The sequence below is a fragment of the Polyangium fumosum genome (genome assembly GCF_005144585.1).
Classification (GTDB): Bacteria; Myxococcota_A; Polyangia; order Polyangiales; family Polyangiaceae; genus Polyangium; species Polyangium fumosum.
The window spans coordinates 21,322-34,791 of record NZ_SSMQ01000076.1; the positions used below are offsets into that span (position 1 = coordinate 21,322).

Consider the following 13,470-nt stretch of genomic DNA (forward strand, 5'->3'; position numbering starts at 1 on the left):
CGGCGGCAAAAGACGTCCGGCGGGCGGAAGAAAAAATCCGGTCAGCGTCGAGCGCGGCCAGCTTTGAGCTGCCCGCCGTGGAGCGAGGTTCGGTGGTTTGCGGCTGATCGCGATCAGGGACGCAGGGAGGGGTTACTGCTCGCGATCAAGAAGGTTCCGTCAGCGTCGTCCCGCCAGGAAACCGGCCCGGCAACCTCGGTTATTTTTCACCAAGGTTGACGCTGGACGCTCTGGGGTGACGCCGCGCATCGTGAGGTGGGCTGGCGAACTGGGCAAATGCCAGCCGAGGAGACGGAGACCTGCGCGAGCTGCACCGATATTAACGCGGCAGGTTCGAATACCCGCCGGGCCAGCGGGCTGTGTCAGGGTTCACGTTAAACCCTGGACCAGATCGCCGCTAGAATGCAGTGCTTGTGGCGGTGCTCGACGACTGATGGGCTCGACGGAGTTCAACTCTCGTTTAGATCTTCCAGATAATCCTCGTATTCCTCCTGGGAGTCGAAGCCAGCGTCGCGGGCCTCCTGCTCGGGGCTGCGCGAGTAATCGCCAATTTCGAGGACAGAGCCTTCATCTACATCGCTCGGTTTTTCCGGAGATGGCTCCGCCTCATTCGTGCCGTACATTTCGTCGACTTCCCTCTGGAAGCAGGCACCAGAGTTTTCTTCGTTCGGCTCGCGCATACATCCCCCTTTGACGCCACATCTGGCCCACCTTTCCAACCCTGGCAAGGGGGAGATGTCTCAAGTAGGATCGGGCTGCCGGCAAGCAAGCTCCCGTCGCGCTTGTTCGGCATGCGGGTCTCACGCTCGCCTGTGGAGCGGGCTCACGCGCTTCCTCATGGCCGCGCTGCGCGCGGATCGCGCTACCGCACGAGCTCTCGGTCGGGAGATAGGGTGGCGAGCAGGCTATTTGCTATCCGTGCAGAAGGCGGTGCGATGAGGGCATCGGTGCGCGCGCGGAGTATTGATCGCTTGCGACGAACCAGCCGGCCCCGCCAGGAACCCCGCCGGTCGGCCCTGCCACGTCTGCCGGCGTCGAGCAAGACGAGGCTGGGCGAGGACTTACGCGCCCTCGAGATCACTGCGGCAGGCGAGCGGAGTGTGCACGGAGCCGGAGTAAGGATAGGCCGTCAACCGACCTGCGCCGATCCCTCTGAAACTTGATGGAGCTCACGAACGCCCTCAAACACGCGCCGCACGTCTGTGCGCGTGGCGGCAGCTGAAGCCAGGAATTCGTCCACAGCCTTTTGGAGCTCAGCGGGCCATGGCTTAAGCGCCGTGAGGGCATGCGCCGCCGCGACAGCGACCCCGTACTCGGGCTCGTATTCGTCGTCGTGCCAACCATAACCATGATTGGCAGCGTCCGAGGTGTCGGAGTTATCCCTGAGCATTCCGACAAGCGCCATCCATGCCAAGGAGGAAGCCCGCCCGGCAAGCGCGTCCGCTGCAAAGATACGAACGCTTGCTGTCGGATCCTTGAGGACCGTGAGAATGGCCTCCGTGGCGCACTCGTCCTCGCGGTGGGCTGCAAGAATCGAGAGAGCGTGCTTGCGAACGCGGGCCCTATCGTGCTCGAGCCCCAGGCTCCCGCATCGCATTGTAACGGTTTGAGATAAGCATGCAGCCGCGTCCAGAGCAGCGATCGCCCGATCCACATCGCCGGTTGGGTTCAGCCAAGCTTCAATCAGAGCTTCCACCGGGCGACCCTCGCAAGCCAGCGCGATGAGCGCCCGCTCAGCGGCATCCCCCGGTGAGTCTGCGATCTCTTTGAGTAGATCGATGCATAAGCTTGTCGTGGCACCAGGCTCCGAGGCCAAAGCTGCGATGGCGGAACGTCCGGCGTCGTCGAGCTGCGCGCGAATATATTCGCCAAGGTCACGAGTAGACTCGGATGCGAGGAAATCATAGGTCAACGCTACTCGTTCATATGGTGCCAGCGCTGCCATCTGCGCCATCACGAAAGCTCTCACATGCTCCGTTCGGCGTCTTCGCTCGGCTTCATCGTCATCGAGATGATACGCGATCCACCTCCTCATTATTCTTGGCCAGTCATGCGAGGGGACGCTCTGTAGGAGTGCGATGGCCTGATCTGCGGCGTCCGGCCTAACCGCTGCCGCCTCGACAATGGCTGCGCGTAGATGCCCGGGGCAGACGCTGAGGACGCACCGAATGACTTCCACGCTCTTTTCTCCGCCATTTCTGACCCTGTGAACGAACCGCTCGAAGATAACCGGCTCAGTGCGAGAAGCGGCCCAATCATGCTTACCCATGCGTGCCTGCTGGTCGAGGATCGCGTCGATCAACGCATGCGCAGGGCCTATATGGCGCTGGTACTCTTCACTCAGCCAGTCCGATGCCGCATATGAATCCTCGTCTACCGGAGCCTGAGCAGAGGCCCACGCCTCTGCTGATTCCACCAGCTTGATCGCTCGACTGATCAGCTTCTCGACGTCTACGGTCTTCGACCGAATAGCCCCTGCCGCGACAACATCGGCCTCGAAATAGTCGAAGTCATCCAACGTGATTGCTAGGTGGTCGAATTCCGCAGATACATCAGCGAGACCATACAAGAAGTCCACGAGGCTGGAGGCCCCTCGGAAGTACCCGCTGGGGAGGGTTGGCAAGCCTCGCCGAACGAACGCGCGAACGATGGGCGCCGTATCAGGATCCTCGTTGACGCGGGCAGCGGTATTGGTGTCCCAGTTGGGCGGAAGCCACTGTGGAAACCCCCAGCCCAGACCGACGCTCTTGCGGCCGTACCCGGGCTTGCGGCATAGCGCGGCCGCCAAGGCGTCCAGGGAATGCTCACCCCGCTGCCCGTGCTCTGCGAGCAAGGTCAACGCTGCAGCGAAGCAATCTTCCTTACTTTGCGCGTTCTTGTCGATATGTGCGCTTCTCCTAAGAATCTCACGTGCACCCTCTCGAATCCTCGCAGCCATATTGTCGCGCACGCGAATACGTCCCGCTGTGGCACCGAGCAGGTCCTCAAGCCCCTGAATATCGTTTCGAGCCAGGTGGGCCTCCATCAGGTGCTCGACGACGCGGCCCGTGATGGCAGTATTCTTCTTCAAGACATTGAGACACGCTTCGAGATAAATTGGATGCATCTGCCACACGTCTAAACGTAGACGCAGCCAGCGATGCTCACGCAGCTTGCCGAGGGCGCCGGAGACCTCCCCTTCGATGTCGAGAAGGTCGTCCTCGAACTGCTGCAGTCGCCGGGCCTGCTCCGACGCGTAGGGCCACGCTGCAAGTGCCAGCCAAACAGCCGCGAGGCCACGCAACTCGCCCGGCGACGATCTCTTGAAGGTCTCCTCGAGCTCCTTCCCCAGCTCAACCACTGCAGACTCGCTCGCGAGACGCTCCAGGCGTTCGTCGGTTCGTTCTTTCACTGGCACCTTCGCCGCGCGACCGACGAAATTAGAATAGCTTATCGGCCTCGTGAGCTTCTCGACGACCAAGGAAGCCCGCGCCTCGATCCAACCCCGGGCCCCGGAATCGGCAAATCGCGCTTTTTCCAAGTACTCCTTCAGGAGCGCACGTCCGTCGATGCGACCTTCCTCGAACTGCACCCGGTGTGCTCTGATGTTTGGCGCGTGCGGCCCAAGGTGCGGCGCAGCGAAGCTCGTGCGTGAGGTAATAAGCAACCGAATGTCCGAGCGGACATGCTGACACAGCCGGTCCAGCTCGATGCTCCATTCGTGGCCCTGGTCGGCTGGATCGAACCGTCCGAACGGATCCTCCACATAAATGAGCGTGGGCTCGGTCTCCCGCTCCAGGGACCGGAGATCGCGCGGTGCACCTGGTTTTACAATGTAGAATGGCTCGTCGCGAGTCTGGTGCTCGTACAGGAGCCTCTCTGCGGCAGTCGTCTTACCGACGCCTGGTTCTCCCAAAAGCAGAAGAACGAAATTGCTATTCAACCGCTGGCGAAGCTCATCGAAATTATGCGGCTCAACAAACGGCGAAGGGCCTTCGGGCAAACCGCCGTGCTCTCGTGCGACCGCACGAATCTCCTCTGCTGTCAACGCACCTTTGCTCTCATCGAGCATTGCCTCACGCACTCGGGCTGCCAGGCGCTTGCGACAACCTTCTCGCTTTGCGTGAGGCACGTGCAGTTTGCGTGCAAGAATCTTGTCTACATGACTGGCCACAACGCCGATAGGGCACATCTGCACGAGTCCGACACGCCCTCGCAGTTCGTCCGGTTCTAGGCGGAGGGATTTTGGAAAACCCTCGTTGTTCTCCTCGTCTGCGTCGCTGTCGTCATGCTTGCCAATTGGTCGCGGTGTAAAAACTGGAGTATCGACTAGAAACGGCTTAAGCGAGGGCGAAACAGTTGCATCGGTTACAAATAGAAACGCTGCCCTGGCATCCTGCTTTAGGGTCTCGAGAGGCCACTTCCGCCCGCTTTGCTTCTTCTTATCCTTGGCCTTCGGGCCGACCAACATCTCCTCCAAGGCACCGGGTGGCCATGAGCCGGCTCCCGCAGCCTTGATCTGCACGAGGTAGCGCGCCGCCGAGGCCATCGTTGCGCTGAGGCCCGTTGCTTTCCCGCTGGTGTCGGTATCAAGGTCGCACCTTTGGAGGATCTCGAGATCCTCACCTTCAAGGGGCTCGACAACGACCGTCGCACCGTCCTGCGAGAGGCTGTTGATAAGGAATTCGAGCGATAGCCAGACAGAAACCTGGATCTGGTACTCGAACCCACGGTAGGCAGTACGGCCGGGCTGGTTCATGACATGGATCCGGGAACGGCTGGTCAACGCCTTCCGTCGTCGACAACCCAGGCTACCATGATCTTGAGAAGTCTGCAGACTTGTTACCGCCTACCATGCTTCCTGCCGGGTGACAGGCAGCCCCCCTTCCTCGGGCGAGTCGACGCGAGCGCTTTGCTGGCCGCAGGCCAGCTCACGCCGTGCCTTGCAGCCGCCCCCTCGACAACGAGCACGAGGCGGCGGAGAACGGCGTACTGTTCACGAGGAACGCCGACCCGGGAGATGGCGGAAGGAGGACCGTGGGCTTCTGTGCGTCGCGATGGGGGCAGCAAGTACCGCTTGGAGTCAGGCGCCCCGGACGTCCGTCACCCCCCCGGCCCCGTCGACGAAACGGACAGGCGGGCCGACATACGTCGGCACGGTCTGTTAACGCGGTGCGATCTGCTCGCTAAAGCTGGCGGTCGCATGCGTGGGAACCTCGGGCAACTCGCCCACGTCGCAGGAAGCTCGCGATGCCAGGGCGATCATGCTCGGCGGGGGGCTCGGCACGTTTCTTCGACGTCGGAGCCGACGGGGCCCGTGAACGAGGAGCGACGCTCGGCGGGGACTTACCGCGTTTCTTCGACGTCAGAGCCGACGGGGCCCGTGAACGAGGAGCGACGCTCGGCGGGGACTTACCGCGTTTCTTCGACGTCAGAGCCGACGGTCGTTGTTCGTGCGGTCGGCGTCGCGTCGGGCCGAGAGTGGCGAGAACAGCGCGCAGCTCGCAGGGGATAACCGTCAGGATGACCGGCGTCGACTCCCCGCGCTCGATGACGTGAAGCGTCCCCCTCATGGGGGCGAGCGAGCCCCAGGAGCGCCCGAAGTCTGCGCCGCATGTCAGGTGGAAATGTCGCTCAGGCCCAATGGCTCCGGCGACCCTTCCCGGCACCGTTTCCCATGTGCCGTCCATGTGCCGCGACCCTGCACCACACCACGGACTCCCCCGGCACGAGGCGTGGCGCCGCGGAACGAACCTTCCGCAACGATCTCCGGCACTTCGAGGGCCAAGTCCGCGTCTCGCATGGACTTTCCGGATCCCGCTTCCCAGGGTTCGATTCCCGGCGCCTCCACTAAAATTTGCCGCGTTACTTAGCCGTTCTTACCCGATGGTGCCCGGACCGATCCTCTCGGACCGGGCCATCGAGCAGGAGCAAGGCGTCCTGTCCGGCCTCCGGCAAGAGGTGGGCGTAGCGCATGGTCATGTCGATCAGCGGGAGCCCTGCGCGTCGGCAGGTCCGCCAGACGGGATGCTTGCCAGATCGATCGCCGAGCCCGGATGGTCCGGAGGCCGAGCAGAATCATCGGGTGGAAATCCGGCTCCTTGGCGTCGACGAGGCGCGTGGCCTCCTCGAAATCGAGAAAATCGAATTCCGGCTCCGTCGTGGGGAGAAAACCAATGCGAGGAACGGTCGCAACCTTGCGCCATTCCTTCGCCACGTTGAACCGCTCGTGTGCTGCCTCCCTTGGAAGCGGACGACGGGGAAGCGCTGCGGATCATGCTCGAGCGCACCGGCTTCCCAATCGAGACGGTCTCGTTCCGGGAAAGGCATATCCGCCGCGAGCGCCGCAGCACTCTACATCCAGAAGCTCAACAATCGCTTCAGAACCTTCGATGGTTTGAATCTGATCTGGTGGACGACCTTTATCGGCCCCAAAGCGTCAGGCGTGATTGCTTTGTCGAGATTGGATCTCGTCCTGCCTTTGACCCTGATAACCTTGCACCGCTTCATGCGCTCCCCCTTCACGGCGCAAGCATACTAGCCGCGAAGTGAGATTCGATGGCGTGCAGGCCTCACTTTCTCGTCCGGCCAGCCCCTTAGCTTGTTGGCAACGCATCGGCCGGCGACGTATCGTCCTCGGCGGTCCGCCGGCGCTCGATCCGGCTCCGTCGTTTGAATCCACGCGCCGGACGTGCGCGACAGCTTCGCCCGGCACGGTGGTTCATTGGGAGCGCGCTCCCATGCCCGGACGTTCGGCGCCCACCAGCGCAACCAGCTTGCCAGCGTGTGCGGACGACGCCTGGATCGCTTGCGCCCGCGGGATTTCATCGAATGGGAAGACCTGAGACACCACCGGACAGACTCGCCCATCGGCCACAAGCTGGTTGGCGCGGGAAGCGTCCCATGAATTTGCGAAATGGGATCCAATGATGGTTTTTTGACGCATCCAGAGGTAACGTACGTCGAAGCCCAGATCGTAGCCGGTGGTCGCGCCACAAATGACCACGCGACCGAACTTGCTGCACACATACACGCTGGTGGCGAAGGTCTTCTGTCCGACGTGCTCGAAGACGAGATCCGGATCGCGGCCCCCTGTGACGTTCCGGATGGCAGCGCCAAAGCTCCGCTTCCCTTCCGGACTCGCGAGGTCATGATGCCGGCGATCCACGAACAAGGTCGCCCCGAGCGAACGGCAGACCTCGGCCTTCTCGGGCGAGGAGACCACGCAGACGGGGATGGCGCCGACCAGCAGCGAAAGCTGGATCGCGAAGACACCGAGCCCGCCCGAAGCGCCCCAGACGAGCACGATCTCCCCCGGCTGGAGCTGGCCTCTCGTGAACAGCATACGGTACGCGGTGAACAGGCAGAGTCCGTACGAGGCCGATGCCTCCCATGTGAGGCGTGGGGGCTTGGGCAGGAGTTGTTGGGCCTGAACGATGGTGTAGGGGGCGAAGGAGCCGTAGTTGACCTCGTAGCCCCATATCCTTTGCTGATCGCAGGCCAGGGGATCCCAACCGTTACAGGCCGCGCATTGACCGCAGCTCACGTTGCAGTGGAGCACGACCTCGTCGCCAGGCTTCCACCGTTTCACGCCCCGACCGACTTCGACGACCACTCCGGACGCGTCACTGCCAGTGATATGGAAGTCATAACCGGTCTTCAATTTGGACAGGCCGACCGGCTCCCCGCGGCAGACCCACACGCCATTGTAGTTGATGCCCGCGGCCATGACGGCCACGACCACCTCGCCGTCGCTGGGCCTGGGCACCGCGACGGTCTCGAGCCGCATCGCCCGCTCTGGGTCGCCGTGGCGATCCTCGCGGATGACCCAGGCATTCATCGATTGCGGCACGCTGAATTTTTCTCGTTCTTGCATCGTGTCATCCGGACCCGAAGAAGCAGGTCTCTGCGGATGCGGGGCGGTAGGAAATGACCGCAATGGCGCAAGAAACTGCTCGACGCCTGCGCCATTGCGGGCAATCCTCTGGGGGTATGCCTGCGGAGCTCCGTGGACGGGACTCTAGCGGAAGAACCCAAACACGTTCTTCATCACACGAACGCGACGGCGGACCGTCTTTCCGCTCACCGACTTCGCCATGAGGCTCGGGACCTTGCTCGACTTGCTGAGCGTCTTGCCGAAGCCCGCAGCCGAGTTCTTGAGGATGTCCCGGATCATGCCGTCACGGCGCTTCTTGGACGACTTGTCGGCGCGCTTCGTGTAGGTCTTGAGCCCAGCCGCGATGGCCTTCACCATGCGGTTGCCACCCTTGGTGGAGCGATGCAGGCTCTGCTGAAGACCCTTCAGCGAACGAGAATACTTCCGCTTCTTGCCGCTGCCCTTGACGCGCACGACGATGGGCTTGCGGCGTCCCTTGAGGCTCAGACCCGTCTCGGCCTCGGCAATCTCGACACTGGGCGTCTCCGGCGCTGCGTTCGGTGCTGCTACGTCTGCCATGGGTTGACTCCTTTCACCGTGAATCCGACGACGATGTTCATGGGTCCGCCTAGAAGATGCGGAGCCCCTTGCGACGCTTGTCCTTCTGCCGGTACAAGATTACCACAGGGACGAGTTCTTTCCTCGCGCCTTCGGCGCCGAGCCCGATGCGGACCTCGTCGAGCGTCTGCTCGACTTCGTCCATCAGGCGACCACGGCCGCGCTTGAGGTCCTTGATCGCGCTCCGCTTCCTCTTTCCGACCTTGAGGACAATGGGAGTGATCTGCTCTACTTCCACATTCGACGCTTCATCCGACATGTTGCATTCTCCTTCTCGTCTTCTCGTCGACGCGAGAACCAGACGGGCAGACCGACCGTCCTCGTCCTACCCGAGGATTCCGCCGAGCCCCTTGCTCCGCTTCTGCTTCTTCCGATAGACGATGACGATGGGGACGATCTCCTTGTTCGCGGCCTCCTGACCGAGGCCCTCGCGGATCTCGTCGATCGTCTGCTCCACCTCGTCCACGAGCCTGCCACGCCCGCGCTTGAGGCTCTTGAGCGCGCTCCGCTTCTTCTTTCCGAGGTCGACGATGATGGGAACCGTGGTCTCTACCATGGCATTCTACTCCTGCGATTGCCGCCAAACCGGCTGGGTTGATGGAGCCACTATGGATCCATCGTCAATTCTTGTGATGCAAGAGGTCATTCGACCTCCATGTCGCCGAGGCGGAGCATGATGCGCCGCACGGTGATGAGCGAGATGAGCCCCGCCACGGCAAGGAATGCCTTGTGTTTGGCGACCTGCATCAGGGTCGCCATGAGCTCGAGGTCCATTCCGTGGAGCTTTCGGTAGACGAGGACGCCGCCCAACGCCGTGAACAGGGCGAAGGACAGGAGCACGACCAGCCGGATGATCTCCATGACGGTGAAGACCGATTTCTCCAGCATGTAGGAGAAGCTGAATATCGGCCTATCGACGAGGCGCCGCATGGTCCTCATGCCGCGGCTCAGGATGTTGAAGAGATCATTGATCGTTCTGATGTCCGATCCGGAGATCAGGCCGCGGGAGAGCCGCTTTCGCAGCGCCACGCCGGCCGCGCTCTTGCTGTTCTCGTCGAAGTGCTCGAGGAACTTCTTCGAGACGCGGAACGTGTCGAGCTCGGGGTAGATGCGCAGCGCGAGCGTGTCGTAGAGCATGTTCGCGCGGAGCGCGCGCACAGTGTCCATGTTGAGCGGGATATTGAACTGCTTGGTCAGGTTGAAGAGCGCAAACCAGTTCGGTGCAGTGCTCTTCTCGTGCCACTCGGCGCGCTTGCTCCAGAGCTTCTGCAGGTTCTGCCCGATCTTGATCTCGAGCTCCTTCGTGAACTGCGCCATATCGATCGGCGGGAGCGGCTCCATGAAGGCGATCATGGCCTGCACGAAGCCAGCGACGTCCTTCCGATGGAAGTAGTAGAGCTGGTCCATGGCCGCTTCCTTCTTGATGCGGTCCATCGATCCGCAGGCGCCGAAATCGACAAAGACGATCTTGCCGTTCTCCTGGACGATGATGTTCGCCGGGTGCGGATCGGCGTGGAAGATCACGCTGACGTACTGGCTCCACATCTGCACGAACATGAGGCGCTCGGCGAGCGTCTTGGGGTCGATGAAGAGCTCGCGCATACGCTGGAGCGCGACCGGGTCCTTGTTCTCGACGGCCGCGAGGATCTCCCACATCCACATCCCGTCCACGAACTCCTCGACCATCACCTCGTTGTTCGACAGCTCGTAAATGGCCTCCGGCGCGCTGCAGATCTGCTTGCCCTTGATCTTGAACTTCCGGGCCTCGCGCATGAAGACCGACTGGTGGTACGCCTCCATCTTGAAGTCGAGCTCCTCCATGATGGTCTCCTCGAACTCCTTGATGAAGTTCTGGAGATACCCCGGCCGGATGATCGACAAGGACTCGAGGGCGTTGATGATCCAGCGCATCGCCTTGAGGTCCGTGGCGAAGACCCGGCCAATGCCTGGGCGCCGGACCTTGATGGCCACCTTCCGGCCATCCCGGAGGACCGCCTGATAGACGCAAGCAATCGACGCCGAACCAATGGGCTTCGGATCGAAGATGAGGAACGTCTCGTCGAGGGGCTTCTTCGTGGCCTGCTCGATGATCTGGATCGCCGTCTTGGTGGGGAACGGCTTCACGTTGTCGAGGAGCTTGGAAAACTCTCGGCAATACTCGTAAGGCAGCATGTCGACGCGCATCGAGAGCTGCTGCCCGATCTTGATGGCGGTGCCGCCAAGCCGCCGGACGATGGCCAAGGTCCGCTTCGCGCGGGACTCCACGGTGTCCTTCCCGCGGAGCTTGGCCATGAGGATGCCGAGCAACAACACGAAGGAAATGTTGAGCCACACGAAGCAGCGCAGGACCGTGGCCCATGTGCTCGCCTCGAATTTCTCGGCCTTCGGTTGCGGTATTTCGGGGGGAGGACCCGGCTCTATCCTGGAGACCTTGCGACGAGGGATCGGCCGGAGGACGCCTGCGTCCGCGCCCTCGGCGAACGAGCTGAAGAGGTCGACCTTCTCCTTGTATCCCTTGAGCGATCTCGAGACGAGCCGCTCGATGTCTCGCTCGCGCGCGATCTGATCGGGCAGCGCGCGCCTCGTACGCGGGACGGCGCCGCTGACCGACCGCCTCCGCGGCAACTTGTTCTCATCCCCCTTGACGAGCCGGAGGTGGGAAACCGCCGTGGGCCGCGGACCGCTCTCGGGACCTCTGCCATTCCCGGGCTCCAGCGCTTGATCGCCTTTCATCCTCATGACCATGTTAAATGTCTTTCGCCGGCGGTGAAAGCGGTACGACACATCATCGTTCTACGAGACATCCAGATCACCGAGACGGAGTGTGATTCGTCGCACGCTCACGAGCGAGATGAGCCCTGCCACAACGAGGAATACCGTATGGGTCGCGACGCTCCGAGCGATGTCGACCATGTCGAGGGGCAAACCTTGGACCTTGCGGACGACCATGGCGATGACGGAGCCCATGAAGAGCGTCGCGGAGAGAAGGATAGCCAACCTCATGACCTCGACGACGGTGAAAATCGATTTCTCGACCATGTACGAGAACGAGAGCATCGGCTGATCCATCAAGCGGCGCGCTGATTTCATCGCGCGACTGACGACGCTCACGGTCTCGTCGATCGCCCTGCTTTCGGCGCCCGTGAGCAATCCGCCCGTGAGGCGCTTCTGCAACGCTTTCTTCGCGTCCCGCTTGGCGTTCTCGTCGAATTGCTTCAGGAATTTCCGCCAGACGTTCAGCGGCTCGAGCCTGGGATAGACGCGGAGCGCGAGCGTGTCATAGAGCATATTGGCCCGGAACGCCCGAACGGTATCCAGGTTCATGGGGAGCTGATACTTCTGCGTCGTGCTCATCATGGTGAACCAGCCCGACGCGGTCGTTTTCTCGTACCATTCCGCGCGCTTGCTCATGAGCCTTTGCAGGTTCTGCGCGATCTTCACCTCGACGTCCTTCGCGAACTTGTCGACATCGATGGGCGGGAGAGGCTGCATGACCGCGAGCATGCACTGGATCATGCTGGAGAGATCGTTCTGCAGCATGAAATGCAGCTGATCGAGCGCGGCCTCCTTCTTGACGCGATCCATCGCGCCGCAGGCGCCGAAATCGATGAAGACGATCTCGTTGTCCTCCCGGACGAGGATGTTCGCCGGATGAGGGTCGGCGTGAAAGATGCTGCTGATGTACTGACTCCACATCTGGATGTAGAGGAGGCGCTCGGAGATGACCCTGGGCTCGATGTGCATCTCGTTCATGCGCGCGAGCGTTTCGGGAATCTTGTGCTCGACACCAGAGATGATCTCCGACATCCAGATCCCGGAGACGAACTCCTGAATGAGGACCTCCGTGCTCGAAATGTCGAGGTAGCACTCCGCCGCGGAGCAGATCTGCTTGCCCTTCACCTTGAACTTCTTCGCCTCGCGGCTGAAAAGAGCCTGGTGATAGGCCTCCAGCCTGAAGTCGAGCTCCTCCATCACGGTGTCCTCGAACTCCCGGACGAAGTTCTGCATGTATCCGGGACGAACGATCGCGGAGAGCTCCATGGCATTGATGAGCCAGCGCATCGCCCTCACGTCCCTCGCGAAGACCTCGCCAATCCCCGGGCGGCGCACCTTGACAGCCACCTTTTGGCCGTTCTTGAGCACGGCTTGGTAGACGCACGCGATGGAGGCGGAGCCAATGGGCTCGGGGTCGAAGATGAGAAAGGTCTCGTCGAGAGGCTTCCCGGTCGCACGCTCGATCGCCTCGACCGCCTGCTCGACGGGGAAAGGCTTCATCGCGTCGAGCAGCTTCGCGAGCTCCCGGCAATACTCGTAAGGCAGCACGTCCACGCGGATGGCGAGCTGCTGGCCAATCTTCACGAGCGAGCCGCCAATGCGCTGGAAGCTCTGGAGCAACCTCTTCGCGCGGGACTCCACGCTATCCTTGCCACGAACCCTGTCCCAGAAGACGGCGAGCATGTAGAAGATGTAGACGCGGTACCACGACAGGAATCGCACGAGCGTGGACCACGTGCTCGCCTTGAACCGCTCGACCTTTGCCATGGGGATCTCGGGAGGAGGACCCGGCTTGGCCCCCGAGATCTTGCGGCGCGGCATGTCCCGCACGACGCCGGCATCCGCCCCCTCGTTGAACGCGCTGAGCATGTCCTCCTGCGCCTTGTAGTCCTTGAGGGAGGAAGCGACGCGCCTCTGAATGTCGCGCTCACGCACCGACCGGTCGGATCGACCGCGTCTGTGGCGCCGCACGGAGCCGCTGATCGTCGTCTGGACCTCCGCCTGCTCGACGACCTCGGCCTCCAGGATCAGAGGTTGCGATACCGGGAGCGTGAGCAGTCGTCGCTCGGGAGCGCTGCTTTCCTCCTCGATTCGCGGATTTTTGACGTGATCGCTGGATGTTGCCATGAGGTGGACTGTCAGGTAGGCGGGACCGGGGCACCGACGCGCGTTCGAGCGCTCAGGAACAAGAAGAGAAGCTTTCTCGTCGTACCCTGAAAAAA

The 13,470-nt window shown here is 62.0% G+C and carries 9 protein-coding genes; 1 reads left to right on the top strand and 8 read right to left on the bottom strand.

The window, feature by feature from the left end; all coding sequences use genetic code 11:
- Window positions 1-449 precede the first annotated feature (449 nt).
- Window positions 450-680 carry a hypothetical protein gene (locus E8A74_RS43000; RefSeq protein ID WP_136934954.1) on the bottom strand — a complete coding sequence of 77 codons (231 nt, stop codon included), beginning with the start codon at window positions 678-680 and terminating at the stop codon, window positions 450-452.
- A gap of 449 nt (window positions 681-1,129) precedes the next feature.
- Window positions 1,130-4,738: an nSTAND3 domain-containing NTPase gene (locus tag E8A74_RS43005; RefSeq protein ID WP_136934955.1), complete on the bottom strand. Its 3,609-nt coding sequence runs from the start codon at window positions 4,736-4,738 to the stop codon at window positions 1,130-1,132.
- Between the two features lie 1,215 nt (window positions 4,739-5,953).
- On the opposite strand from E8A74_RS43005, the gene E8A74_RS43010 reads away from it, so the two are divergent.
- Complete coding sequence (locus E8A74_RS43010) at window positions 5,954-6,520, top strand: hypothetical protein (protein WP_136934956.1); 567 nt, start codon at window positions 5,954-5,956, stop codon at window positions 6,518-6,520.
- A 180-nt stretch (window positions 6,521-6,700) separates the two neighbouring features.
- Here E8A74_RS43010 and ccrA read toward each other — a convergent pair whose 3' ends face one another.
- From ccrA to E8A74_RS43040, 6 genes are all read right to left on the bottom strand, one after another.
- Window positions 6,701-7,855, bottom strand: a complete 1,155-nt coding sequence (gene ccrA, locus E8A74_RS43015; protein ID WP_136934957.1) for a crotonyl-CoA carboxylase/reductase — start codon at window positions 7,853-7,855, stop codon at window positions 6,701-6,703.
- Window positions 7,856-7,999: 144 nt separating this feature from the next.
- The gene (locus E8A74_RS43020) at window positions 8,000-8,434 is read right to left on the bottom strand and encodes a DUF6312 domain-containing protein (protein ID WP_136934958.1); all 435 of its coding nucleotides are present in this window, start codon (window positions 8,432-8,434) and stop codon (window positions 8,000-8,002) included.
- Between the two features lie 49 nt (window positions 8,435-8,483).
- Window positions 8,484-8,732, bottom strand: a complete 249-nt coding sequence (locus E8A74_RS43025) for a DUF6200 domain-containing protein (protein WP_136934959.1) — start codon at window positions 8,730-8,732, stop codon at window positions 8,484-8,486.
- A gap of 66 nt (window positions 8,733-8,798) precedes the next feature.
- The gene (locus E8A74_RS43030; RefSeq protein WP_136934960.1) at window positions 8,799-9,029 is read right to left on the bottom strand and encodes a DUF6200 domain-containing protein; all 231 of its coding nucleotides are present in this window, start codon (window positions 9,027-9,029) and stop codon (window positions 8,799-8,801) included.
- Between the two features lie 86 nt (window positions 9,030-9,115).
- The gene (locus tag E8A74_RS43035) at window positions 9,116-11,206 is read right to left on the bottom strand and encodes an ABC1 kinase family protein (RefSeq protein WP_170229811.1); all 2,091 of its coding nucleotides are present in this window, start codon (window positions 11,204-11,206) and stop codon (window positions 9,116-9,118) included.
- Window positions 11,207-11,266: 60 nt separating this feature from the next.
- Window positions 11,267-13,375 (bottom strand): ABC1 kinase family protein, encoded by a 2,109-nt coding sequence (locus E8A74_RS43040; protein ID WP_136934962.1) that lies wholly within the window; start codon window positions 13,373-13,375, stop codon window positions 11,267-11,269.
- Between the last annotated feature and the right edge of the window lie 95 nt (window positions 13,376-13,470).